The 24,861-nt window shown below is 45.4% G+C and carries 19 protein-coding genes; 14 read left to right on the top strand and 5 right to left on the bottom strand.

Translation table 11 applies throughout. The features are described 5' to 3' along the window. The first annotated feature begins 532 nt into the window (after positions 1-532). Positions 533-1,714 carry a 2-methylaconitate cis-trans isomerase PrpF gene (prpF, locus tag KUL49_RS13200; RefSeq protein ID WP_101565673.1) on the top strand — a complete coding sequence of 394 codons (1,182 nt, stop codon included), beginning with the start codon at positions 533-535 and terminating at the stop codon, positions 1,712-1,714. Positions 1,715-1,835: 121 nt separating this feature from the next. Beyond that, positions 1,836-3,092, top strand: a complete 1,257-nt coding sequence (locus tag KUL49_RS13195; protein ID WP_014950537.1) for a response regulator — start codon at positions 1,836-1,838, stop codon at positions 3,090-3,092. 10 nt (positions 3,093-3,102) lie between these two features. Here KUL49_RS13195 and KUL49_RS13190 read toward each other — a convergent pair whose 3' ends face one another. From KUL49_RS13190 to KUL49_RS13170, 5 genes are all read right to left on the bottom strand, one after another. Then, a complete protein-coding gene (locus tag KUL49_RS13190; RefSeq protein WP_131137580.1) occupies positions 3,103-4,680 on the bottom strand; it encodes a sodium/solute symporter in 1,578 nt (525 codons plus the stop codon). A 101-nt stretch (positions 4,681-4,781) separates the two neighbouring features. After that, entirely contained in the window at positions 4,782-6,488 is a 1,707-nt protein-coding gene (locus KUL49_RS13185) for a PH domain-containing protein (protein ID WP_131137579.1), read from the bottom strand. Beyond that, complete coding sequence (locus KUL49_RS13180; protein ID WP_131137578.1) at positions 6,488-7,042, bottom strand: PH domain-containing protein; 555 nt, start codon at positions 7,040-7,042, stop codon at positions 6,488-6,490. The genes KUL49_RS13185 and KUL49_RS13180 overlap by 1 nt, the downstream gene beginning before the upstream one ends. 173 nt (positions 7,043-7,215) lie before the next feature. Beyond that, positions 7,216-9,570 (bottom strand): aerobic respiration two-component sensor histidine kinase ArcB, encoded by a 2,355-nt coding sequence (gene arcB / locus KUL49_RS13175; protein ID WP_131137577.1) that lies wholly within the window; start codon positions 9,568-9,570, stop codon positions 7,216-7,218. Positions 9,571-9,669: 99 nt separating this feature from the next. Beyond that, positions 9,670-10,605 carry an N-acetylmuramoyl-L-alanine amidase gene (locus tag KUL49_RS13170; protein ID WP_131137576.1) on the bottom strand — a complete coding sequence of 312 codons (936 nt, stop codon included), beginning with the start codon at positions 10,603-10,605 and terminating at the stop codon, positions 9,670-9,672. Positions 10,606-11,263: 658 nt separating this feature from the next. Here KUL49_RS13170 and gltB point away from each other — a divergent pair. The 12 genes from gltB (at position 11,264) to KUL49_RS13110 (ending at position 24,860) form a co-directional block, all read left to right on the top strand. Then, complete coding sequence (gene gltB / locus KUL49_RS13165) at positions 11,264-15,730, top strand: glutamate synthase large subunit (protein ID WP_131137575.1); 4,467 nt, start codon at positions 11,264-11,266, stop codon at positions 15,728-15,730. A gap of 13 nt (positions 15,731-15,743) precedes the next feature. Further along, entirely contained in the window at positions 15,744-17,159 is a 1,416-nt protein-coding gene (locus KUL49_RS13160; RefSeq protein WP_131137574.1) for an FAD-dependent oxidoreductase, read from the top strand. Positions 17,160-17,360: 201 nt separating this feature from the next. Then, complete coding sequence (locus KUL49_RS13155) at positions 17,361-17,810, top strand: hypothetical protein (protein WP_131137573.1); 450 nt, start codon at positions 17,361-17,363, stop codon at positions 17,808-17,810. A gap of 209 nt (positions 17,811-18,019) precedes the next feature. Next, on the top strand, positions 18,020-18,607 hold the full coding sequence (locus tag KUL49_RS13150; protein ID WP_131137572.1) for a DUF2726 domain-containing protein: 588 nt from the start codon (positions 18,020-18,022) through the stop codon (positions 18,605-18,607). A gap of 164 nt (positions 18,608-18,771) precedes the next feature. Beyond that, positions 18,772-19,473 (top strand): 5'-methylthioadenosine/adenosylhomocysteine nucleosidase, encoded by a 702-nt coding sequence (locus KUL49_RS13145; protein ID WP_014950548.1) that lies wholly within the window; start codon positions 18,772-18,774, stop codon positions 19,471-19,473. Between the two features lies 1 nt (position 19,474). Further along, a complete protein-coding gene (locus KUL49_RS13140) occupies positions 19,475-20,419 on the top strand; it encodes a cobalamin biosynthesis protein (RefSeq protein WP_061095782.1) in 945 nt (314 codons plus the stop codon). Then, positions 20,419-21,342 (top strand): cobalamin-binding protein, encoded by a 924-nt coding sequence (locus KUL49_RS13135; protein ID WP_181412773.1) that lies wholly within the window; start codon positions 20,419-20,421, stop codon positions 21,340-21,342. The genes KUL49_RS13140 and KUL49_RS13135 overlap by 1 nt, the downstream gene beginning before the upstream one ends. Positions 21,343-21,475: 133 nt before the next feature. Beyond that, positions 21,476-21,880: a rhodanese-like domain-containing protein gene (locus KUL49_RS13130; RefSeq protein WP_014950551.1), complete on the top strand. Its 405-nt coding sequence runs from the start codon at positions 21,476-21,478 to the stop codon at positions 21,878-21,880. A gap of 136 nt (positions 21,881-22,016) precedes the next feature. Further along, positions 22,017-22,418: a DUF2721 domain-containing protein gene (locus KUL49_RS13125; protein ID WP_014950552.1), complete on the top strand. Its 402-nt coding sequence runs from the start codon at positions 22,017-22,019 to the stop codon at positions 22,416-22,418. Beyond that, a complete protein-coding gene (locus KUL49_RS13120) occupies positions 22,415-23,020 on the top strand; it encodes a GNAT family N-acetyltransferase (RefSeq protein ID WP_131137571.1) in 606 nt (201 codons plus the stop codon). Before KUL49_RS13125 ends, KUL49_RS13120 begins: the two co-directional genes overlap by 4 nt. 30 nt (positions 23,021-23,050) lie before the next feature. Beyond that, on the top strand, positions 23,051-24,409 hold the full coding sequence (locus tag KUL49_RS13115) for an FAD-dependent oxidoreductase (RefSeq protein ID WP_131137570.1): 1,359 nt from the start codon (positions 23,051-23,053) through the stop codon (positions 24,407-24,409). 97 nt (positions 24,410-24,506) lie between these two features. Further along, positions 24,507-24,860, top strand: coding sequence for a DUF1428 domain-containing protein (locus tag KUL49_RS13110; RefSeq protein ID WP_014980153.1), 354 nt, complete (start codon positions 24,507-24,509; stop codon positions 24,858-24,860). Position 24,861: the final 1 nt, after the last annotated feature.

Raw genomic sequence — 24,861 nt, 5'->3', positions numbered from 1 at the left:
GCGAGTTGAGGGCCCTGAAACTGACCCACCTCCCCCACTTAAGTTCGGCCAATATTGCATCAGTTTACTTAGCTGGGAGATAAGTTAGTCATAGGGCACGCCCTAAATACGTCCCTATAGGCTCCCAACTCGCATACTTGCGAGTTGAAGGCCCTGAAACTAATCCACCTCCTCCGTAGCTAGTATCAGCTAGTTTGGTTGGAAGCTGTTTGTGATTTGAAACCCTCCAGCCGCAAGGATGCGGCTGGGGAGCGCACATGGATGTGTTCACAGCGTGTTTCAAATCACGAACAACCTTCACTTCTCTCCAGACTAAAATGGTTTTAGTTTAAGAGTGCGTTGAGGCACGGTTGAAACCTTCGGGGCATAGACCTCCCCTCTCGATAGAGTTTATTACTTTTGGTTGGAAGCTGTTTGTGATTTGAAACCCTCCAGCCGCAAGGATGCGGCTGGGGAGCTCACATGGATGTGTTCACAGCGTGTTTCAAATCACAAACAGCTTTCAACCTTTCAAAACAACAAAGGAAAAAACATGACAAAGTATGCGCCACAACTTCGAGTACCGGCTACCTACATGCGTGGCGGTACCAGTAAGGGTGTGTTTTTCAATTTAACCGATTTGCCAGAAGCCGCGCAAAAGCCAGGTCCGGCGCGCGATGCCCTGCTTCTGCGCGTAATTGGCAGCCCCGATCCTTACGGTAAACAAACCGACGGTATGGGCGGTGCTACATCAAGTACCAGCAAAACCGTTATCTTAAGCAAAAGTGAACGTGAAGGTTACGATGTCGACTATCTATTTGGTCAAGTAGCCATAGACAAGCCATTCGTAGACTGGAGTGGAAACTGCGGAAACCTAACGGCAGCCGTAGGCGCATTTGCGATAACCAATGGGCTAGTGGATAGAAGTAAATTACCAGAAAACGGCATTGCCACCGTCAACATTTGGCAAGCCAATATCAACAAAGCCATTATCGCTAAGGTGCCAATGACTAACGGGGAAGTACAAGAAACGGGCGACTTTGAACTAGACGGTGTCACCTTCCCTGCCGCAGAAGTAGAAGTAGCCTTTGTTGACCCAGCTGACGGTGAAGGGGCAATCTTCCCGACAGGACGATTAGTCGACACACTTGAAGTTCCAGGCGTAGGCTCACTTCAGGCGACCATGATAAACGCGGGTATTCCGACTATTTTCATCAACGCAGAAGATATTGGCTACACAGGCACTGAACTGCAGGATGATATAAACAGCGACTCCGAGGCGCTGTCCAAGTTCGAAGCAATTCGTGCACACGGCGCGGTTCAGATGGGGCTCATCAATGATGTGGGTGAAGCTGCAAACAGGCAGCACACACCAAAAGTCGCGTTCGTTGCACCTCCAAGAGGTTACCAAGCTTCCAGTGGCAAAGATATTTTGGGTTCGGACATTGATGTATTGGTTCGCGCACTGTCTATGGGGAAACTTCATCATGCTATGATGGGCACGGCAGCAGTCGCGATCGCAGCGGCTGCGGCGATACCCGGCACTCTTGTAAATATCGCAGCTGGCGGCGACGAAAGAGACTCGGTTACTTTTGGGCATCCATCTGGAACGCTTAGAGTAGGAGCAAGAGCTACGTTTGAAGACGACAAGTGGCAAATTAAGCAAGCTGTAATGAGCAGAAGCGCACGTATTTTGATGGAAGGCTCCGTGCGTGTTCCCGCTGAACAAAGTTAGTACAACGCAATGTTATATAAGAATAAAATTATTTAGACATAAGTATAAAACGCCCTCTCTTTGAGGGCTTTTTTGTCTATAATTGGTTATTATCGAAGCCTAAGTGCCGAGAGTAGATCACATGTATAAAGTTCTTGTAGTAGAAGACAGTCTCACTGTCCGAAAGATTGTAAACAAACTTATTGAGGATAATCCTCACTTTACGTGTGATCTGTGCGAAGATCTTGCGGAAGCTAAAAGTGCCCTCGAGAGTGACACCGAATACTTGGCAGCCATCGTCGACTTAAACCTTCCCGACGCTCCCAACGGCGAGAGCGTTGAGCTTGCACTTTCCTACAACGTTCCAACCATCGTACTTACTGGGAATTTCGACGAATTTACCCGTGCTCAGTTACTCGATCAGGGCGTACTGGATTACATTACAAAAGAGTCTCGCTATTCATACCTTCAAGTGTCTAAACTTGTAGACCGTTTAAGAAAGAATCTCACTACCAAAGTGTTGGTGGTGGAAGATTCTAGAACGAGCCGAAATCACATTTGCTCATTACTTCGCAAATTCCAATTTCAGGTGCATGAAGCGAACGATGGCTTAGAAGCGTTGGAAGAGCTTGATAATCACCGCGATATTAAAATGGTTATTGCCGATCACCGTATGCCCAATATGGACGGTTATGAACTGGTTAAAGCAATACGCCACGAAAAACGCATGCAAGACTTGGTATTTATCGGTTTATCGGCAAACGGCGACAGCGTGTTGACCTCGAAATTCATTAAAAGCGGCGCCAATGACTTCCTGTCCAAACCGTTTTATCACGAAGAATTCTACTGCAGAATTATGCAAAACCTTGAATCACAGGAAATGATTCAAACCATTAGAAATTCAGCAAACTTAGACCCGCTAACCAAGGTATACAATCGCCGTTTTCTCTACGAAAAAGCAGAGGAGTTATTTGCCAATAAAGCGTCGAGAAAGGATGTCATTGTGTCTATGATCGATGCTGACAACTTCAAAAGTGTAAACGATACCTACGGCCATAAAACGGGTGACATGTTATTGCAGGAATTTGCAGCATTGTTAAAAGATTACTTCCCCGACGATCTTATTGTGCGCTATGGGGGTGAAGAATTTACAGTGGTATCGGTAAGGCCACCTAAAGTGTATCTATCTGCGCTTTCAGCGTTTATGGATGCAGTGCGCTCTACTATTTTTACCAATCACAAGTTCAATATCACGTGCAGTATCGGCGTATGTACCGAGGAACACAAGTGCTTGGAGTCGCAGTTAGAAGTGGCTGATGCGCGCTTATACGAAGCTAAGCACGCGGGCAAAGATCAGATTATTCTGAGAGACTCAGTTGCCAAAACAGTAGAGGCGTAAATCACTGAGTCTACTGCAGCCAACGCGGCATTAAGTAGCAAACAACGACCAATAAGCAAAAATAGCCAAGCAATAGGGTGGCAATCGGCTTATCAATCAGTAAGCGTCGTTGACCAGAGGTGGTGATCGTCGCTGTATCGTTTTCATCATTAGCTGACAAAACAGACAAGATAATAGCGGGTATCACTGTGCTCGCGAACCCCGTTACATTCCACCAAAACCAAAACACGTCCTCGACAAAAAATGCGAACGACAAATTAGTCAGCACGCCACACATCAGGCCGGTATTGACCTGTGTGGCATTTATCTTCTTCGTTAGCATGCCAAGTAGAAACACAGCCAAGACAGGACCAAAAAAAACAGAGCCCACTTTGTTCACCGCTTCTATTACGGTAGGCGCTATATCGCCAGCATTGAGCGAAAGCAGCAAAATAATCCCTCCCCAAAGCAAGCCCGCTAACTTAGCATGACTCAAGTAGCCTTCAGGTTTTGCGCGTTTCCGAGTGAGTTTGAAATAATCTTCAAGCGAAACAGCGGCAAGAGAGTTTATTGCTGAGCTCAGTGATGACATGGCTGCAGCAAGAATAGCGACCACAAGCAAGCCGATAAGCCCATGAGGTAAATAATTAAGAATAAAGACCGGCATAAGCCAGTCCGGATTATCTTTAGGAATTTGCGATAGCAAGTTGGCGTCGTTAAACGCTAGTGTGCCGACCACCAAGCCTGCTAAACAATATAGAAGTGTTATGGGGAACCTAAAAATGCCATTGGCTAACATCATCTTTTTAAGATCGCTTTCCGATTTCGCTGACAATGCCCTCTGTGCTTCTGATTGATCACAACCGTAGTATGAGGCGTAAAGGATCACGCCACCTAGCACCATAGGAAAAAAGCCGAAGCCATCACCATCAAAACCCAGAGATGAAAAATTAAGGGTAGAGACCCGCTCGCTTGGAAGTAACTGTAAAAAATGCTCCCAACCGCCTAATGCGTTAAGACCAAAAGCAATGCAGATAGCTGTGCCCAAAACGATGACAACCATTTGTACCGCGTCACCATATACAACTGCTTTCATGCCTCCTTGTAAGGAGTACAAAACGGTAATCACACCAATGAGTAATATTGCCTGCGTGGATGAAACCTGCATGGTTCCTTGCAATATAATGGATAGCGCGTAAACCATTAAGCCGGTAGCGAAGGCTCTGCTAAATTGAAATACAACACTGATACAAATACGGGTAGAGGTAGAGAAACGTCGCTCAAGATAGTCATAAATACTCACCACACCGCTTCGGTATAATGTAGGCAACACGGTGCTAATGAGTAAAAGCATGGCTAACGGAACTGCTAGTTCATAAGAGAGCCAAATCAGCCCTCCACCCTCACGGAAGCCGACAAATGCAGGAGCGGAAATGAAACTGACCGCCGAGAGTTGCGTCGCCATCACTGAAAGTAACAGCGGTTTCCAACTTAAGCTTCTTCCAGCGAGAAAATAGTCTTTCTTTGACTGCTGTCCACGCAAGCTAAAGCCGATGACGAGTAACGTGATGAGGTAAATCGCGATGACACTGTAATCAAGAATATCCATATAGACGCAAGGTTAAGCAACTAAATACCTACCATTACATAAACTCGGTCTATTTGCATAAAAAACGTATAAAAAAGCAGCGTTCAAAGAAATAGTGTACGTTACATCCAAGACCTTCTGGTTGACTCCACCTCGAATAGCACACTATCTGCTAGTTTATTAACGTAATCTTCTGGTAGAAACGGCACAGTCACCGCCCCCGAAGCCAGTACAAACTTAACGGTGGCCTGTTTTCTTCGCTTCATAAACACGCTTTGCTTAACGATAACTTGCTGCGCTTTATAGGGCTCAAAGCATTGATAGTCGATGCCTATTCTACCTCGCCTTATATAAACGTACTTACTGTCGTAGGCTATACCCCATCGCCACCACCTAAGCGTGAGTAACAGCGATACCGCACAAAAGACAACGAGTGAACCTAGCATAATATCTAGATGGGACGACAAAGCGCCTATGGTGAAAAAGGTAATAAAAGGCAACGTCCAGCCCGCAAGCAACCAAAAAGTAATAAATCGCTTACTAATGGTTTGATAATCTTGACCTCGCAGGTCACATCCTGGCATCACTTCTTGACTAAGCGCGAAGGCTTCATCTTCGGTTACCGATGGCACAATAAGCTTATTTGGCGACATCAGTTCTTGCATTTGCTGCCCAGCCGTTGAGTTCTGCTCAAAATACAAATTCACCCGCTTTAGTATTTTATCCAGCCAGTCTTGCTTCGCCGTAATCATTTGGATGCGTGAAGCTCGCATGCTGACTTCCAGTTTATTAAGCAAGCCGCTGCGACGGATATAGCGATCACCTGTTCGTGAAAGTGTGTAGCCGTAAAAAGTGAAAAGCGCGCCACCAACACTCAGCAGTGCCACTAACGCCATAAGCATCATGAGAATGACAAAGGCATACAATCCAAATTGCCACCACGCAACCGTTTGTTCACCAACCAGCTGATTAAGCTGCAAGCCTTTATCGGCTAACCACTCTGAAACCAGACCGAACACATCGTCATAGAAAGGTGCCGCAGCACCCAGTATGATCCACACGCGATTGTTGGTGATACCGTGAATAATAATGTCTTTCACGGACCGTCGATTTAATACTTCTTCATTTGAATGGGAAGAATCTACCGCTTTAGCGCGTGTTCGTGGCGAGGGAAAAGACGAACTCTGCTCGTCGGATAAATCTTCATTTGGCAAACAATCCAGGTCACCCTCATCGTGCAGCGCTTTTTCATACAACACCTGCTTTTTTAGCGCTTCAGCATAAACTTCAGGAACCGCTACAATTTTAGCTTCTTCTTTCCCACTTCCTGCGGTATCAAGCACCACTAGCGCGTACCCAAAAGGTCGGTAATAAAAAGGGCGTTCTATCTTAACGTTTTGAATACGCCACAAGGGCAAGTTGGTATAGCGGCGTTGAAACACGCCATGATGAATCTCAACGTGCTGGTTGTGCACGCGAAACTTGTACATTAAAAAGCTTATTACGCCGCTGACACTGGTAGATAGAAAGAGGATTCCAGCACCGATTAGTACTTCAGGCGACAGCAGGTTATCCCAAATATTGAACGATATGGCTAAGGCGGGAATGGTATAAATAAGCACTTGAGCCGAGTTGGTAAAATTGCGAATAGTAAAATACAAAATAGAAATTAGAGAGAGGCGCTGCCACTCATCACCCGTCTCTACTTTAAGTTTCGGTTCTTCCATATTAGCATCCTGCCCATGGGATTTGAGCACAGCATCTTCTTTCAGCTCTTTTGACTGATTAAGTGTAGGCGCTTGGTGTGAGGGCGTTTCTGATACCGTCATTAGCGTGCACCTATGTCTTTATGAGCAAGAATGAACTCACGCAACTGCTCTGCCCTTTCAATGCTTAACCCAGGTATTTCAAACGTGTGCATTTCACCACCAGCCGAAAACACCTGAAGTGAGGCAAGACCCGCCCACCTGTCCAATGGACCGCGATTAACCTCTACATGCTGAACACGCAAAATAGGTTGGCACGAGAGTTTTCTAAAAATTAGCCCTGACTGCTTACTGATGTCTTGCTCTCGAATCGCATAAAATATGCGTACATCAGCAAAAAAGTGGTACAGCGCCCATAGAGAGCCTACAGCGACGATACCAGCAACAACATACGGGTAGGCTTGCAGCAGTCCTTCTGGCAATGACCAAAAGCTTTGGAATCGTAACGCAGAAGCAATACCTATTAGCACTGAGGCTATCAATCCAATGGAGAGGATATTTAGTGTCCGGTACTTTTTGGATATAGGAAGTAATGCGAGCGTTTTAAGTGAGGGAATTTCCTCAACACTGAGCTGATTATTTGAAAACACGGTTTCTTGTTGTGCGCTAATTGTCATCGCATTAATTCCTTTTACCACTGTATAAATAAGATCAGCCTGCCGCTTTTTTTAAGGAGAGGCTTAGCTACTTAGCAACGCTGCTCTGACCGCTTTCTCTAGCGCAGTTTTTATAACAAAAAAGAGGGCAAGCCCTCTTTTTACGTTACCTATTAAAGAGCGCGTTATGCTAACTAGTCATCAACCTGCTGTTCATTCAGCCAATCGTGTAGTGCCTTCATGTCGTGCTGAACGGCCATTTGTAGCTCTTCTACCCAATCATGGACATTTTCCCACCATGTTGGGTGGTCTCCCTGTTGAATTTGATTAGCTATACGCTGTACGCGAGCCAAGCCAACAGAGCCAGCGGCGCCTTTAATTTTGTGAGCCTGTGAGCACACTTCTGACTTTTCGTCCGCACTTAAGCTTAGCTGCAGTATTTCCATGTATTCAGGCATTTTCTCTTGGAATACTTTAACGCTAGCGCGCACCATTTCATCCCCTATGGTATCAACTAACATCTGTAACAAGTCCATATCTAAAATGTTACTTAATGTTTTGTTAGGTTCAGGGCGCTCTACTTCGCCATCAATTTCAAGCGGTGCAGGTGGTGCATGGAACAGCTCGTTAAACACCTCGATAACGCGAGATTTTTTGATCGGCTTCGCAATAACGTCATCCATACCGTTTTCTAAGTATTCATCACGCTTTTTAATGACGTTTGCCGTTAGCGCCACGATAGGCGTTTGCATAACCAGATCTTCTTCAATAATCGTACTTGCCACATCGAATCCTGTCATGTCAGGCAATTGAATATCAAGCAAGATAAGGTCGTATTGGTTTTCCCTGACTTTGTCTATGGCTTCTTGACCGGTCATTGCTACATCGACTTTCTGGCCAAGCTTCTCGAGCAAGGCTTTAGCGACCATTACGTTCAATTCAATATCTTCTACTAACAAGATATTGAGCCCTGTCACTTGAAGCTGCGCGACTTTCATCGGGCTATTAGAAATTTGAACAGGCAACACAATTTCAAAACGGGTGCCTTTACCCACTTTACTTGAAACGTGAATTTCACCTTTCATCAAGTCGACCATTTGCTTACAAATTGCCAATCCAATACCGGTACCTGTGGCCGATTGGTGGTCAGGGTGATCAACCTGATAGTACATGGCAAAAATCTTATCAATTTCGCTTTCAGGAATACCTACGCCCGTGTCTTCAATCACAAATGTTACATACGCCTTATCACCATCAGGTTTCGTCGATGAAACCGTTAGACTTACGTGACCTTTTTGTGTGAACTTCACTGCGTTAAACAGGATGTTCCATAATATCTGACGAAGGCGCGTACCATCTATTTCAACAAGACGGGGAAGCGGCTCGTTAATTGTCGTTTTAAGCTCTAGCTGTTTGTCGGCTGCAAGTAGACGAATAATGCTGCTAAGTTCTTCGGTAAAGTCTTTCAACGATATGGTTTTTAGACTCAGCTCAAGCTTATCTCTGTCTAACTTATCAAGGTCGATAATATCGTTAAAAATATTACCTAATGTTATAGCGCTGGCGTATATCGTACTTACCCAGTTAAATTGTTCTTCACTCAACTCGGTATCACGCAGCATACGGCTTAAGCCCACAATACCGTTTAGCGGTGTGCGTAGCTCATGACTTATGGTTGCGATAAAGCGAGTTTTGTCGGTACTTGCTTTTGCAGCAGCATTTTCAGCTTGCTTACGCTCAGTCATGTCTCGACCGAACGACAACAAGCCAAGGCGATTACCGTCTTTATCGAAGAAAGGTACACGCTTCATTTCGAAGTAACGACGACGTCCATCAGCAAAGCGAAGCCACAGCTCTTCAGTGATACTGGCGTTGGTTTCTAGAACTTCGTGATCACTCGCTACAATTTGCCTAGCTAGCTCTTCTTCGTATACATCTTTTGGCGTTAAGCCAAGCAGTTCTTGCTCAGTTTTGCCTGTCATCAACTCGGCAATGCGATTGCAACCAGCAAATCGACCTTCTTCATTGCGATAGTAAATTAAGTCTGGCGAAGCATCGATGATGGAACGTAACAGTGTGGATAAGCGGCGTGCTTGTGCTTCTTGTTCGGATTTATCTTGAATTTCTTTTTCTAAATCTTTAAAAAGCGCTTCACGCTCTTCTTGTGCTTGCTTGCGCTGCTCTATCTCGTGATTAAGCTGTCTGATGTTGCTTTGAAGTTCGCGGTTAAGAAAGACATCTTCTTCACGCAAACTTTCCAACTGGCTTACCACTTCCTTTAAGTTGGTACGTGAGTTTTCTAATTGCTTGATTAACTCACTAAAGAAATAAAGTACCCAAGGCGCAGATAACATGGTCAGTACTACAGCACTGATGAAGTCATCGGGCTGAACCTGGCTTCCCATACTTACGCGTATCACGTAGGAACCGCCTAGCGTGAACACCAGCGAAAGAACAACAAACAAAATGCTGAGCTTTAGAGTGCCAAAACGCTGAACAAATTGAGCAAAGCGGATTGCCCAAGAATCGTTTGGTGTATCTGAATGCATGTACGTCTATTCTAAACTTATTTTGCCTGTATCCTATCAGGCTTTCCCCTTTTCGGGAATGCGGTTTGTCAAAGCGGGAATCTACCGTCCTGGACGACCTCAGGATTTGAAAGGTGACTTTTCGGTAATTTCATTTATATACCGAGTATTTACCCACCCTACTTTTGTGTAAGACACTTTCGCCCACTCTCCTTGCTTTTCCAGTATTTTAAGTACCTCTCCCTTGTTCAATCCATTTTCGATCTTTGAGAAAGTAATATCGGGTCCTTTTCTTACATTCAATGAATTAGCACTTACGTTAGCCACTCGCTTTACTGCGCTGACACTATCCCGTTGTATTTGATCATGCGCTTCGCGTTGTGAATTCGTTTCGCTCGCTTCCGTCGCCCACTGTTCACTATTACCTTTTAAGGCGGCAGCCTTGAATTTTTGGATAGGAAAAGCGGGGCCGGGATCGACTTTTCTAGACGGCGCAATTTCATCGTGCCCAACAATAGTAGAAATATTGTAATGGCTGCACAACGCTTTGCAGAGTGAAAGCGTTCTCGAAATTTGTATTTCGGTATACTTGTGCCAGTAACCGGTTGACTGCTGATTAATATGTTGCGCAACTAACACTTCATGCTCATCGTAAATTTCACCAAACCAACTTTCATACGCGCCGTTTCCTCTATCCTTAAGCTGGCCCGCATTGTCTAGTTCAATACCAATAGAATACCGATTTAAGCCATTGCGACCTTCATAGTGACTTTCTCCCGCGTGCCACGCAATTTTATTAGTCGATAGCATTTGAACAATGTCGCCATTTCGCCCTACGGCAAAGTGAGCAGACACACCGCTGTCTGCATTGGTTAATACGTTTACAGAGGACTCCAGGCTACTGCCAGCCGTAAAGTGTATAACGATGGTATCGGGGCTACCGCTTTGGAAATATCCAGAGGTATTTGGAGAGGGCTTAAAACTCACGTTTTCGCCGTTCAATAAATGGTCTTCTATTTCAAAGGAATAAATAGATGTTGCGTGTAGTGCTTTCATAGAATAGCCCTTATTGGCCAGATAGCATGTGCTTTCAGTGAATTTTTATTCCGTAGCCGTCACCTATACACCCTTAAAAATAAAACGAATGCCGTATCAAGTCTTGCAGTGATGAGCAATAACATTACACGCGAATGATTTTTAACCAATATAGCAAAGTACTTATGTAAGTGGAACCTTGTCTTTACAATTAAATAAAAATACAAATAAACGCCATTTGACAACATAAAACAACGATTGAATCGCATAATTATTCACCGATAAAATATAAATGAGAACCAATATCATTTGATGAAGCTAAACTATCTCCATTTATTGGCTGATAACATTTTTGTTACAAACATAAATAAGACGATGTATGCAATTGATATTTAAGTACTTAATTATATTTATACGAATTCACTATAAAGCTTATACTTTTAGCGTTTGATTTTAGTTTTTAATGTGGGTATTTTGTACGGCCCGCATCGCAATAATGCATAAAAATGCGGAAACGACTGGAATCCTCTAATAATAAATAACGACAAGAAAGGCGCACGCCGCAAGCAATACCGCTCGCAGGCTTAAAAGACGTCTAATAATGTTGTGATACGCAAACCTAGGCGCATCTACACGCAACGCATACCTTGCCCAGTCAAAAGGTTGAAGGAGTTAAGAGATGAGTTTATATAATCCCAATGATTCCCGGGACAACTGTGGGTTTGGCTTAATTGCTCACACTCATGGGGAAGCCAGTCACGAATTGGTAACGACTGCTATTCACGGTTTAGACCGTATGCAGCATCGTGGCGGTATCGCCGCCGACGGGAAAACCGGTGACGGCTGTGGTTTATTACTACAGAAACCGGATGCGTTCTTCCATGCAATCGCCGAAGAAAATGGCTGGAAACTCAGCAAAAAATACGGCGTGGGCATGATTTTCTTAAGTCAGGACCCGGTACTTGCGCAAGCCGCGCGTGAAGTACTTAATGAAGAACTAGAAAAAGAAACACTTTCAGTAGTGGGTTGGCGCGAAGTGCCTGTCGACCACTCAGTACTGGGTGAATTAGCGCTAACGGGTGTTCCACAAATTGAACAGGTATTTGTGAACGCACCAGCAGGCTGGAGAAAACGCGACCTTGAGCGTCGTTTGTATATGATCCGCCGCCGCGCTGAAAAACGTCTTGAGAAAGATCCCGATTTTTACGTAGCTTGTTTGTCGGGCTTGGTAACGATCTACAAAGGCTTGGTAATGCCGAAAGACTTACCTGCCTTTTATCACGATCTTGCCGATGAGCGTATGCAAAGCGCAATTTGCGTTTTCCACCAACGCTTTTCAACAAACACATTACCGCGCTGGCCTCTTGCTCAGCCTTTCCGTTTCCTTGCGCACAATGGTGAAATTAACACCATCAAAGGAAACCGCGACTGGGCCATGGCACGTGCAGCTAAATTTGCAACGCCACTTATTCCAGACCTTAAAGATGCAGCACCTTTTGTTAATACTGAAGGTTCAGACTCATCATCACTGGATAACATGCTGGAGCTATTCTTAGCCGGCGGTATGGATTTATTCCGTGCCATGCGGTTACTTGTTCCACCCGCCTATCAAAACAACAAAACCATGGACGATGACCTTCGTGCATTTTACGAGTTCAACTCTATGCACATGGAACCATGGGACGGCCCAGCGGGTATCGTTTTAACTAATGGTCGCCACGTAGCCTGTAACCTTGATAGAAATGGTCTACGTCCTGCACGTTACGTTATCACTAAGAACGGTTTCATTACCCTAGCCTCAGAAGTAGGTATCTGGGATTACGAGCAAGCCGATGTAATTGAAAAAGGCCGTGTAGGCCCAGGTGAAATGCTTGCTGTAGACACCTATACAGGCAAAATCTGGCGCTCTACTGAAATTGATGAAGACTTAAAAGCACGTCACCCTTATAAAGAGTGGCTAGACAAGCATATTCGTCGACTTACACCAATTGAAAAGCTTGATGCGTCATTAATTGGTAAACGTGTGTTTGACGACGATGCCATGGCGGTGTATCACAAGCTACACGCCTACAGCTATGAAGAAATTCAACAAGTTGTAAAAGTACTTGCGAAAGACGGTCAAGAAGCCGTTGGCTCTATGGGTGATGACACGCCAATGGCGGTTATGTCCTCGCGTCAGCGTACGGTTTACGACTATTTCCGTCAGCAATTTGCACAGGTAACTAACCCGCCAATCGATCCGCTACGTGAAAACCACGTTATGTCGTTGGCAACCTGTATTGGCCGCGAGCAAAACGTATTTAGCGAAACCTCAGGTTACGCCGACCGCGTATTGTTCGACTCGCCAGTACTAATGTATACCGACCTTAAACAGTTGCGCGAATTTAACCCAGACAACTACTATTCAGAAGTCGTGGAGCTTCAATATGCACCGCAAGAAGGTTTAAAGAAAGCCATCGAGCGCGTGTGTAACGAAGTAGAGATGCTGGTTAAAAACAAGCGTGCTGCGTTCGTTATTCTGTCTGACAGAAACATTAAGCAAAATCGTTTGGTTATCCCTGCAGCTATGGCAGTTGGTGCGGTACAGCGTCGCCTAGTTGAAAAGTCATTGCGCTGCGATGCTAACGTTGTTGTTGAAACAGCAAGTGCCCGCGATCCACACCATTTTGCGGTGTTGATTGGCCTAGGTGCCACTGCGGTTTACCCATTCCTTGCATATGAAACTATTGAGCAGCTTTGTGAAAAAGGTGAGCTAGATATTTCTCCTATGCAGGCCACGTTGAACTACCGTAAGGGTATCAACAAGGGCTTGTATAAGATCATGTCGAAAATGGGTATTAGTACCGTTGCTAGTTACCGTAGCTCTAAACTGTTTGAAGCAGTGGGTATTAACAACGAAGTGATGAAGCTATGCTTCAAAGGTGTAACCTCACGCATTCAAGGTGCGGGTTTCGATGATTTCCATCAAGACCTTATCAACCTAAACCGTATTGCATGGCTTAAGCGTAAGTCTGTCGATCACGGCGGCTTGCTTAAATACGTGCACGGTGGCGAATATCACGCCTATAACCCAGACGTAGTCAGTACGCTTCAAAAGGCTGTGGTGTCGGGTAACTACGACGACTACCAGCAATATGCCAAGCTTGTTAACGAGCGTGCGCCTGCGCACATTCGCGACTTGCTAGCTATAAACCCTAATTGCGACCCTATTGATATTAGCGAAGTTGAAGCACCGGAAAACTTATTTCCACGCTTCGATACAGCAGCGATGTCAATTGGTGCACTAAGCCCTGAAGCGCACGAAGCACTGGCGATAGCCATGAACCGCTTGGGCGGACAGTCTAACTCAGGGGAAGGTGGCGAACACCCTTCTCGCTTTGGAACTGAAAAGAACTCCAAAATTAAACAGGTGGCTTCAGGTCGCTTTGGCGTAACGCCTCACTATTTGGTTAACGCTAACGTTATTCAAATTAAAGTGGCGCAGGGTGCAAAACCGGGTGAAGGTGGTCAGCTTCCAGGCGATAAGGTAAATAAGTACATAGCACAGCTACGTTTCTCTGTGCCGGGTGTAACCCTTATTTCACCGCCTCCGCACCATGATATTTACTCAATTGAAGATTTAGCACAGCTAATTTTCGACTTGAAACAGGTTAATCCAACGGCACTTATATCCGTTAAGCTAGTATCTGAGCCGGGTGTTGGCACCATTGCAACGGGTGTAGCGAAAGCCTATGCCGACCTTATCACAGTTTCAGGTTACGACGGCGGTACAGGTGCAAGCCCGCTAACATCAGTTAAGTATGCGGGTAGTCCGTTCGAGCTTGGTTTATCTGAAACTCAGCAAGCGCTTATTGAAAACGGCTTACGTCACAAAGTACGCGTTCAAACCGACGGTGGTTTGAAAACAGGCTTAGACGTAGTAAAAGCCGGTATTTTAGGCGCTGAGAGCTTTGGTTTTGGTACAGGACCAATGGTTGCCTTAGGCTGTAAATACTTGCGTATTTGCCACTTGAACAACTGTGCGACCGGTGTTGCAACGCAGGATCAAAAACTGCGTGACGACCACTTCATTGGCTTACCTGATATGGTAATGAACTACTTCAAGTTTATTGCTCAAGAAGTGCGTGAAATCATGGCGTCTATGGGTATTGCTAAGTTCGACGACCTTGTTGGTCGCACAGAGCTACTTAAAGTGCTAGACGGCATTACCGCTAAGCAAAACCGTTTAGATTTGTCTCCGTTGCTAGCGCAGCCTAAAGCAGGCGACCATACGCGCTTGTTCTGCTCACAAACGACTAACGCGCCTGTCGATAAAGGTGAATTGAACGCGCAGATGCTTAAAGACGGCCAGCAAGCGGTTGTTGACGGTAAATCTATTACCCTTAAATACCCAATCCGCAATACGGATCGCTCTGTCGGCGCATTGCTATCAGGTGAAATCGCTAAACACCACGGTAACCACGACTTTGAAGATACACCTATCAAGGTTGAACTTACCGGTACAGCGGGTCAGAGCTTCGGTGTGTGGAACGCTGGCGGCCTACATATGCATCTTGAAGGCGATGCCAATGATTATGTAGGCAAAGGTATGACTGGCGGTAAGCTTGTTATCCACCCGCCGCGCGATATCTCGTATGACGCCCACGACAGTGCCATTATGGGTAACACCTGCCTTTACGGTGCAACAGGCGGTAAGCTGTTTGCTGCTGGCCGTGCTGGCGAGCGCTTTGGCGTACGTAACTCTGGTGCTATTGCGGTAGTTGAAGGCATTGGCGATAACGGCTGTGAATATATGACAGGCGGTATTGTAGCTGTACTTGGTCCGGTTGGTGTTAACTTCGGTGCAGGTATGACAGGTGGTTTTGCTTATCTTATGGATGATGGCGACGACCTTGATAACCGCGTGAATGCCGAACTGGTCGATGTAATGCCAATTGAAGATAAAGCAATTCTTGCTGAACACTTACGTGGCTTAATCAATCAGCATTACGAAGAAACAGGAAGCGAGCACTCATTGTCTCTGCTTACTGATTTCGCCGCAACGCTGAAACGCTTCAAGCTTATTAAGCCGAAAACCAGTGATGTGAAAAACTTGCTTGGTCACATCAGTCGTTCAAGTGCTGAATTACGCATTCAGGCTCAGTAGGAGGATTTAGTTTATGGCAAAAAACGTATATCAATTTGTCGATGTTGAACGTATTGATCCGCCTAAAAAGCCGATCATGGTACGTAAACATGAATTCGCGGAAATTTACCAGCCGCTAAGCCAATCTCAAACCGAAGGCCAAGCAGATCGCTGCTTGGACTGCGGTAACCCATACTGTGAATGGAAGTGCCCCGTGCACAACTATATTCCTCAGTGGTTAAGCTTGGCAAATGAAGGCCGCATTTTAGAAGCTGCGGAATTGTCTCACAAAACCAACAGCTTGCCTGAAGTATGTGGCCGCGTATGTCCACAGGACAGACTGTGCGAAGGTGCATGTACGCTGAATGATGATTTTGGCGCTGTTACCATTGGTAGTATTGAAAAATACATTACCGATACGGCATTCAAAATGGGCTGGCGCCCAGATATGTCTGACGTGGTATGGACCGATAAGAAAGTGGCGATTGTAGGTGCAGGCCCTGCTGGTCTTGCATGTGCTGATATTCTGGTTCGTAACGGTGTTAAACCTGTTGTTTACGACAAATACGAAGAAATTGGTGGCCTACTTACATTTGGTATTCCGTCTTTTAAATTAGAGAAAGACGTAATCAAGCTACGTCGCCAAATCTTTACCGAGATGGGTGTTGAGTTCGTACTTAACACTGAAATTGGTAAAGATATCCAGTTCCAGGATTTGCTTGATAAATACGATGCAGTATTTCTGGGCATGGGTACGTACAAGTCGATGCAAGGTGGCTTCGACAACGAACACGTTGAAGGCGTATATGATGCACTTCCTTTCCTTATCGCCAACACCAACCGCGTAATGGGCCTTGAAAAGGACCCCGCTGACTTTGTTGATATGAAAGGCAAGCGCGTAGTAGTACTAGGTGGAGGTGATACCACGATGGACTGTGTTCGCACGTCAATCCGCCAAGGCGCTGCACAAGTTACCTGTGCATATCGCCGTGATGAAGAAAGCATGCCGGGCTCTCGCCGCGAAGTTGTTAACGCAAAAGAAGAAGGGGTTGAGTTTAAATTTAATCTTCAGCCGCTAGACATCGCAGTAGACGAAAATGGTAAAGCGTGTGGCGTTAAGCTGGTTAAAACTGAAATGGGGCCGCCTGACGCCAATGGACGCCGCCGCCCTGTTGAAGTAGAGGGTTCAGAGCACGTACTAGAAGCTGACGCGGTAATTATCGCCTTTGGTTTCCAGCCAAGCCCTGCGCCATGGTTTGCTGACTTCGGCATTATGCTTGATGAAAAAGGTCGTGTGCGTGCGCCGTCGGCTGGCAAATTTGCATTCCAGACCTCTCACCCGCAAGTATTTGCCGGTGGTGATATGGTGCGTGGTAGTGACCTGGTTGTTACTGCTATCGACGAAGGCCGTAAAGCCGCAGAAGGGATTATGGACTATATTGGCGTTTAACCTTCGCTAACTAAGGCCTATTGTCCATTCACGAAAAGCTCGATAGTTCTGCTATCGAGCTTTTTTTATGCACACTTCGATGATACGGAAAATGCTAAAAGTATACGTTAATAGACCAAGGTTTAGTTGAAGCGCGAGCGTTACGACTCTACTATCGTTTAAGCAATTAAAGACATCGCACATCGGGTGAAGAATCTATCTATGCAGCATTTAAACATTAAGAAACTTACATTTTGTCTAACACTGGCGATAGCAGCGAGCAATGCCAGCTTAGCTGATACCATTGCTGTTGACGCTTCATTAAATGCGCAAGTTAACGATCAAACCAAGAAACAAAGCGTCAACTCTTCACCTAGTAAGCCAAGCATCATGTCTTGCCCTTCTGATTTTCAGCAAGTTAAGATTTCTGATGATGCAAGACAATGCCAAGCATTTGACGAAAGCAAGACAGCAGTAATGGTTTACCACTCTCCTCGCTCCCCGAGTGAATTACTGAATGTTTACCAAACGGCGCACCCCGCTTTAAAAACTCACACGCCAGTTAGCGGCCGCACGTTGTTATCCTCAGAAGATAAAGGGGTCAGAGTAATAATCAGTCCAGATAATACTGGCTCTCAAGTGGATATTCTTGTTACATCCACAACGAAATAAGCCCTTTTAGCAAGACAACTACGAATTCTACTCATGTTGGCATCTGCTTTGCAAAATCATCAATAACTACTCCACGGTAACAGTGAGTGTCATTTTTATGACGCTCAAACTGCAAACGGAGCCCAAGCTTTTTTCGATATAAATACTTTAGCGGGCTTCTTTATTATGCATTCCGTGGGCTTTAACTATTGATATTTGCGAGGGTTACGATGGAATTGGCAATTATTCTAATGATGTTACTTATTGTCGTTGCACTGGGTGCCATAAAGTTGTCAGACGGCGGTGTCGCATTTCCATTTAGGCGAAAGCCGCAATTGTTCACCCCCGTTGAGCACTCTTTTTTAAACTTTATCGAACAGGCTATGGGAAGAGAGTTTCGCATAGTGTGCCGTGTGCGTCTTAACGATTTAGTGGCGGTTCGCCAGTCTGCAAATAAAAAGACGGCAAGCCAAGCCATCAGCAGAGCTTCTAGCAGACAGCTCGACTTTGTATTAGTAGATAAACACGACATGAGTCCTGTTCTTGCTATCGACTTAGTTCATAGCCAAGGCAAAGATGGTTATAAATCACAAAAAGACTGGTTTGTAACCGGAGCACTTGATGCTGCCGGCCTTCCTCACGCAAGAATTAAAGTGAAGTCTGGTTATACCGTTGACGATATTCGCGAGTGTTTGGAAAACAAACTCATTCCATATCGTCGTTTACAGCAAAAAATGGCACAGCTGCCAACGCATAATCCAGAGCCACCAAAGCGCCCGACTCGCCCAGTGCGTTCAAGCAGACCAGCTGCCGCTTAAGACATAAGCCCACTTCCCCTGGCCTTTGTTGCTTTGCTATTTTCTTACTCTCAAATAGCGGTAACAGAGGCATTTTTCTGTCAGTTTGCCCGTTTTCCTTATACAATTAACGCATTCAACAGCGTATTCACGCGTTAAACTCCCTCAACTCCGTCGGTAAAGTTATGAAAAAAATTGGTATTTTAGGTGCAATGGACGAAGAAGTTGCGCTACTTAAAGCGTCACTTTGGAATGTAAAAGAAACCCAGTGGAAGCACCTGACGTTTTACGAAGGTACACTTAACGACATAGAAGTGGTGCTAGTAAAATGCGGTATTGGTAAAGTGGCTGCAGCAATTGCTACTACTGTACTTATCGAACAGTACGCCCCTGATGCTGTTGTCAATACCGGTTCTGCCGGAGGTTTCGACAAGAATCTAAACATCGGTGATTTAGTGATCGCCAGTCACGTTATTCACCATGATGCCGATTTAACCCATTTTGGCTACAAGCTCGGTCAATGCGCAGGTATGCCTGAAGATTTCCGTTGCGATACAAGGTTAATGGAAGCCGCTCGTAGTGCTGCCACAGGCATTACGTCGCTTCAGTCGACAACAGGTTTAATCTGTACGGGCGATGCGTTTATCGGTAGCGACGAAGCTGTAGCAGAACTGCGTGAAAACTTCCCAGACATGAAAGCGGTTGAGATGGAAGGTGCAGCTATAGGTCAAACTTGCCATATGCTCGACACGCCTTTCCTTGTCATTCGTTCATTGTCGGATATTGCAGGAAAAACGTCGTCAGTGAGCTTTAAAGAGTATCTAGACACTGCCGCTAAACACTCAGCACAATTAGTTATGGCAATGATTAAGGCCCTCGCAAAATAAGATGACAGAGGTAATTAGCGACCCGCAATACCAGTCGCTATTCGTACTTTGGCTGGCTATCGCCGTTGACGCATTATGGCGCTGGCCCCAAAGTACTCATCCATTAACGCTCATGCGCTACCTCGTTCAGCAAATGGGGCGCAAAGTGGTGCCCTCTCGCGAATACGGTAGGTCTCAGCACTATATTTCAGGCTCATTAGCCGCCCTAGTTCTTCTTGCGCCATTGGTAGTATGTGTTGCTATCTTGGTGTACATGGCCCAATACCCCGTATTCTTTGAGGCGATTATTCTTGTCGCACTGCTCGACTACGGTTACCAGCGTCAACAGTACAAAAAAGTGCTGGCGAGTGTGGGAAGAAATAAAAAATCACTCGCACGTGAAATGGCGCAAACCATTACTGCACGTCAATGCGATTCACTTTCCGATATAGGAATTGCCAAAGCCGCGATAGAATCGCTATGGCTGAAGTTTCTTTATCTTTATTGCGGCGTCATTTTCTACTTTGTAGTGGCAGGTCCCATAGGCGCACTCATTTATCGATTGCTTTTGCTCACATCTTGGCAGTGGCATTACCGAACCCCTGCAATGACTTTCTTTGCCAAACCCGTACGCAATCTTGTTTACTTACTTAATATGCCGCCCGCGGTCATTGGTGGTCTAGCAACACTACTGGTCAGCCATCCTATTAAAGGGTTTCGCGCCATAAAGCGCTCCCCAGTGAAAGATAAAACGTCGCTACTGCTTGCGCTTATGGGCGGTGTGCTTGATATTAAACTCGGCGGCCCAGCAATTTATGCCAACAAGAAGATTCGATACACCCGCGTGGGAGGCGCTAACGAGGTAAAGTACTCTCACATGTTGACAGCCAAAAATACGGTTACTCATGCCATGATTGCGGTTAGCGCCTTCGCATCGTTAGCTATGCTGGCAATGGCCGTAGCCTAATGAAAACAGCAGTTATGATGAAAACCATTTTTTTTGTAATTTTAAGCTATTTACCTCTTCTCACATTTGCTAACTCAGAATCAGATGCCGAGACAAAGCACCTAGCTCATTCAGATCAATTTGCTTCTGCCGATGTTGCACCAAGCTCGGAATCAAGCGCCTTATCAAATTCCGTCGAGCTAAAGATAGTCAGCCTTGCGCCCCACCTTACCGAATGGGCATTTAGTTTGGGCTTAGGCCCTAACCTTGTAGGTGTAAGCGACTATAGCGATTATCCTGACGCCGCGAAAAATATTAAGCGGGTGGCGGATTTTCAAGGTGCCGATATCGCTACCATTGTGGCGTTAGAACCTGATTTAATTCTTGCATGGGATGGAGGCAATAAGCCGCAAGATATCCATAAGCTTTCCTCGATGGGTCTAAACGTATTTAGCAGCAAGGTCGAAAATATCACTGATATAGCCAGCGAAATTAAAAGGCTTGGGGCACTTACAAATACGCAAAAGCAGGCAACCCAGCTCTCCAATGATTTTCTCAAGGAACTAGCCGAACTTCGAAGTAAATACGACAAATCCTCGCTTATACCAGTATTTTATTATTCGTGGACTGCTCCACTTATGACCATCGGTCCCAACGCGTGGGGTAACCAACTGCTGAATGTGTGTGGTGCTCAAACATTATTTGCAGACAGTCCTGTAGACTATCCTCAAGTCGCATTAAAAGATGTACTTACTCGCCAACCTCATGCACTCATTGCGGCATCTAAAAGTACGCATTCAGAACTTGAGGTATTCTGGCGTGATCATCGCTCTTTCCTCAAAGCCCCCTTAATTGTTGTGGATCCAGACGTCACCAGTCGGTTTTCATTGCGATTAATAAATGAACTAAAAGTACTCTGTAAAGGTATTAAAGAAAGCGCATAAGCGTTATACTTAAGTCTAGACCTGCTGGGCTGTTTTCAATTGATACACACCGACTTGGCTCAATTTAAGCGCCTTTGTGTAACAGAATAAGAGCAGGTTCTAATCTTCTATAAAAAGGTAAGAGTTTTTATTCATGCGGATTGTTGTTGCGGGTTTTCTAGTTGTTATCAGTGTTGCATTGTTTGTGTCGCTTCAGTGCACAGCGAAAGCGACCGCGCAAGCCTCTGTTGCCGCATCACCATACCTTATCGAGCGAGTTGCAAACAACGACTGGCTCCTTATTGATGTTCGCTCTCCGCAAGAATTCGCCGATGGTCACATTCCTGGCGCAGTAAATATGCCCCATGAAAATATCAATGACTACCTTAGCGAATTAGAAGGCCACAAAAACAAGCCTATTATCATTTATTGTCGTTCAGGCAGAAGAGCCAAACTGGCAATGAAAGTATTGGAAGAACTCGATTTTTCTGAAGTCATGCATTTAGAAGGCGATATGTTAGGCTGGAGTGCCGCTGGCATGACAGTTGACCGAATGTAGACTCAATATTCCGCCTTCTCCTTCGTATTAGTCTTTGGCACTAAAGATGTTGTAAGTTCAACCTCTTGGCTGATTACTGTGTGTAACTGAGCCCCTGTGATACACTCTTTTTACTCGACGATTGTATGAAACACCCATGAAAATAGATATTGCTACTCCGGCCATGTTATTTCCGGCGATTTCTTTATTGCTTCTAGCCTATACCAATCGCTTTTTGACGCTTGCAACTATTATCCGAAACTTTTCAAAAGAAGAGAGAGATGAGAATACTCAAGCACAAATAAAAAACCTTCGATTACGTATTCAACTTATTAAGCGAATGCAAATAGCAGGTGTGGGTAGTTTTTTTCTTTGTGTAGTATCCATGCTAGCGATATACCTCACCTATCAACAGGTAGGAAACTGGGTGTTTGCTGCAAGTTTAGTATCACTTCTGTATTCACTATGGATGTCGGTAAGAGAAATATTGATATCAGTTGAAGCCTTGGATGTGCACCTTGACGGGATGAAAAACGCCCCGCGTAAAGAAAAAGTATGAAGCCCACAAATCATTTGAGCCACATAATTCAAAGTGATATCAGCTACGAGTCTCTAGCGCCTGAGTTTTTTGCAGGGGTGATTGCTCTTGGCAATCACGTGCACGGAGATAACTACCTAACCAACGAGCTACTTGCTGATTACTATGCAAAGAGCTTTGTTGGCAATACTAATGCTAGCTGGGTAGCCCTATACAAACAAAAAGTTGTTGGTTTCAGGCTCACCTTTGCGCATACGCAATGGGAAGCAGATGAGTGGTGCAGCCCTTCCCTTTGGCCAGTAGATCCAAATACCGTATGTTATTTCAAATGTAATACGGTAGACCCCGCAATGCAGGGCTGTGGAATTGGCAGCAGACTATTAAGTAAATCGATTGAATGTGCGCAAATTCAAGGCGCAGAAGCGGGTTTAGCACATATTTGGTTGGCAAGCCCTGGCAACAGCGCATTTAAGTACTTCATTAAAAATGGGGGGCAGCTTATCAAGAAACACCCCAATAAATGGCGCTACGCATCTATTCACGAAGGCTACGATTGCCCTGTATGCGAGGGTTATTGCGAGTGTGAAGGTGCGGAAATGCTACTTCAATTTCAAGCTCCATAAGTACGCCAAAGGTAAAAACGTTTTTATTCTATGACCTACGATCCTCTTATTTCACGCGGCGTTTCATCAATGTTACCCGCGGCAAACAGCTACTGGCATGCCACACACAAACCACCAACACTGCCGCCTTTAAACAAGAAGGTAAACACTGAGTACCTCGTCATTGGTGGTGGTTATACCGGTCTTTCAGCTGCCATCACACTTGCTCAAGCGAATCAAGAAGTCACGCTACTTGATGCGAATTCACCGGGATTTGGTTGTGCGGGCCGCAACGGAGGCTTTATCCTCTCGGGTAGCGGCCGATTGAGCTTAAGCGCCATAGAGGACAAGTGGGGTCGTGACATCGCCAAAGCTATGCAGGGCGAGTTTGATGGCGCGGTACACCTGCTTAACCAACGTATTGCAGACTTTGATATACAGGTCGATTTGGTAGAAGGACCCTATTTAAAACTGGCGCATAACCCAAAGCAAGCCGAACTACTCTGTGCCAGTGCTAAGCATCTTGAGTCACACTTCAATGTGCCGAGCTCTCCACTTAGTGAAAAAGACCTTATTGCGCGCTTTGGTATTGAAGGGGCGTATGGTGGCGTTGAGCTAAAGGGTGCATGCTTACACCCTTTAAAATTAGTAAGCGAATATGCAAGAGTAGCAAAGGAGCTTGGAGCAACGCTTTTTTACGACTCGCCAGCCATTCGCATTGAAAAGCACAAGACCGGATATATTGTCGCAACACCCAGCGGGTCAGTTTCGGCCAAACACATACTCATTGCTACTAATGCTTATACCCCTAAGCGCTTTCATGACAGCGTAGACAATAAGCAATTTCCTGTTCAGTCGAGCATTTTTGTCACTGCGCCATTGAGTAGCGAACAGCGCGCAAAGTCTGGCCTAACCACGCCAATGAGCTTTATGGATACACGGATGATGAAATACTACTACCGTGTTTTGCCAGATGGCAGATTATTATTCGGCGGTCGTGGTGCCGTAAAAGGTAAAGATGCAGATAACGCGTCAGAGAAACAGCGACTATACCGCGCTATGGTAAAAAGTTTCCCTTCACTTAGCGGTATAGCCATGGATTATTTTTGGAGTGGTTGGGTAAGTGTATCGTTAGACAGCATGCCGCGGATATTTATCGACAATGAGGTTAGCGGCAACAATTCTAACCGCTCTAGCGGTAATATCGGTTACGCCATGGGGTATTGCGGTTCGGGCGTATCTTTTGCCGCGTTTGCGGGGCAGCGACTCGCTCAACGTATGATGGGTAACAATGACGTCGATTTATCGCTTCCCCTTTATCGTTCTCCTTTGAAAACCTACCCCTTTGCGAAAGCAAGAAGGCTGGCACTGCATGGCTTGTACCAATGGGCGAAAATAGCAGAACGCTAGTAATGGTTATAATTTACGATTCACCTTAATGTTAAGCATTGCGTACTGTCTATAAATTAGGCTATTTTAGGTATCTATTCTTTGACGGAGTCACCTCATGTCATATATCGATGCCTTTGCTGTAGCCGTTCCCACTGAAAATAAAGCGTTATACATTGAGCACGCCAAACTCGCCGGCGATATTTTTAAAGAGTATGGTGCGACTAAAATACTTGAAGCTTGGGGTGACGATGTCCCTGAAGGGGAAGTCACGTCTTTCCCGATGGCTGTTAAAGCCAAAGAAAATGAAACCGTGGTGTTTTCCATTGCATTTTGGCCTTCAAAAGAAGTACGAGATACTGCATGGAAAAAGGTGATGGAAGATCCCAGAATGCAGGAAAACGAAAACCCCATGCCTTTCGACGGTAAGCGCCTTATTTATGGGGGCTTCGCTCCTATTCTTGAATTATAAA

It is taken from the genome of Alteromonas sp. KUL17, from assembly GCF_006538305.1.
Lineage (GTDB): Bacteria > Pseudomonadota > Gammaproteobacteria > Enterobacterales > Alteromonadaceae > Alteromonas > Alteromonas macleodii.
Note: the sequence above shows the minus strand (reverse complement) of the source record. Positions and strands in the feature narration are given on the sequence as shown.

What these genes read in the sequence shown, in the direction of transcription:
- prpF (WP_101565673.1), top strand. Translation starts at nt 533, where the DNA reads ATGACAAAGTATGCGCCACAACTTCGAGTACCGGCTACCTACATGCGT.
- KUL49_RS13195 (WP_014950537.1), top strand. Translation starts at nt 1,836, where the DNA reads ATGTATAAAGTTCTTGTAGTAGAAGACAGTCTCACTGTCCGAAAGATT.
- KUL49_RS13190 (WP_131137580.1), bottom strand. Translation starts at nt 4,680, where the DNA reads ATGGATATTCTTGATTACAGTGTCATCGCGATTTACCTCATCACGTTA.
- KUL49_RS13185 (WP_131137579.1), bottom strand. Translation starts at nt 6,488, where the DNA reads ATGACGGTATCAGAAACGCCCTCACACCAAGCGCCTACACTTAATCAG.
- KUL49_RS13180 (WP_131137578.1), bottom strand. Translation starts at nt 7,042, where the DNA reads ATGACAATTAGCGCACAACAAGAAACCGTGTTTTCAAATAATCAGCTC.
- arcB (WP_131137577.1), bottom strand. Translation starts at nt 9,570, where the DNA reads ATGCATTCAGATACACCAAACGATTCTTGGGCAATCCGCTTTGCTCAA.
- KUL49_RS13170 (WP_131137576.1), bottom strand. Translation starts at nt 10,605, where the DNA reads ATGAAAGCACTACACGCAACATCTATTTATTCCTTTGAAATAGAAGAC.
- gltB (WP_131137575.1), top strand. Translation starts at nt 11,264, where the DNA reads ATGAGTTTATATAATCCCAATGATTCCCGGGACAACTGTGGGTTTGGC.
- KUL49_RS13160 (WP_131137574.1), top strand. Translation starts at nt 15,744, where the DNA reads ATGGCAAAAAACGTATATCAATTTGTCGATGTTGAACGTATTGATCCG.
- KUL49_RS13155 (WP_131137573.1), top strand. Translation starts at nt 17,361, where the DNA reads ATGCAGCATTTAAACATTAAGAAACTTACATTTTGTCTAACACTGGCG.
- KUL49_RS13150 (WP_131137572.1), top strand. Translation starts at nt 18,020, where the DNA reads ATGGAATTGGCAATTATTCTAATGATGTTACTTATTGTCGTTGCACTG.
- KUL49_RS13145 (WP_014950548.1), top strand. Translation starts at nt 18,772, where the DNA reads ATGAAAAAAATTGGTATTTTAGGTGCAATGGACGAAGAAGTTGCGCTA.
- KUL49_RS13140 (WP_061095782.1), top strand. Translation starts at nt 19,475, where the DNA reads ATGACAGAGGTAATTAGCGACCCGCAATACCAGTCGCTATTCGTACTT.
- KUL49_RS13135 (WP_181412773.1), top strand. Translation starts at nt 20,419, where the DNA reads ATGAAAACAGCAGTTATGATGAAAACCATTTTTTTTGTAATTTTAAGC.
- KUL49_RS13130 (WP_014950551.1), top strand. Translation starts at nt 21,476, where the DNA reads ATGCGGATTGTTGTTGCGGGTTTTCTAGTTGTTATCAGTGTTGCATTG.
- KUL49_RS13125 (WP_014950552.1), top strand. Translation starts at nt 22,017, where the DNA reads ATGAAAATAGATATTGCTACTCCGGCCATGTTATTTCCGGCGATTTCT.
- KUL49_RS13120 (WP_131137571.1), top strand. Translation starts at nt 22,415, where the DNA reads ATGAAGCCCACAAATCATTTGAGCCACATAATTCAAAGTGATATCAGC.
- KUL49_RS13115 (WP_131137570.1), top strand. Translation starts at nt 23,051, where the DNA reads ATGACCTACGATCCTCTTATTTCACGCGGCGTTTCATCAATGTTACCC.
- KUL49_RS13110 (WP_014980153.1), top strand. Translation starts at nt 24,507, where the DNA reads ATGTCATATATCGATGCCTTTGCTGTAGCCGTTCCCACTGAAAATAAA.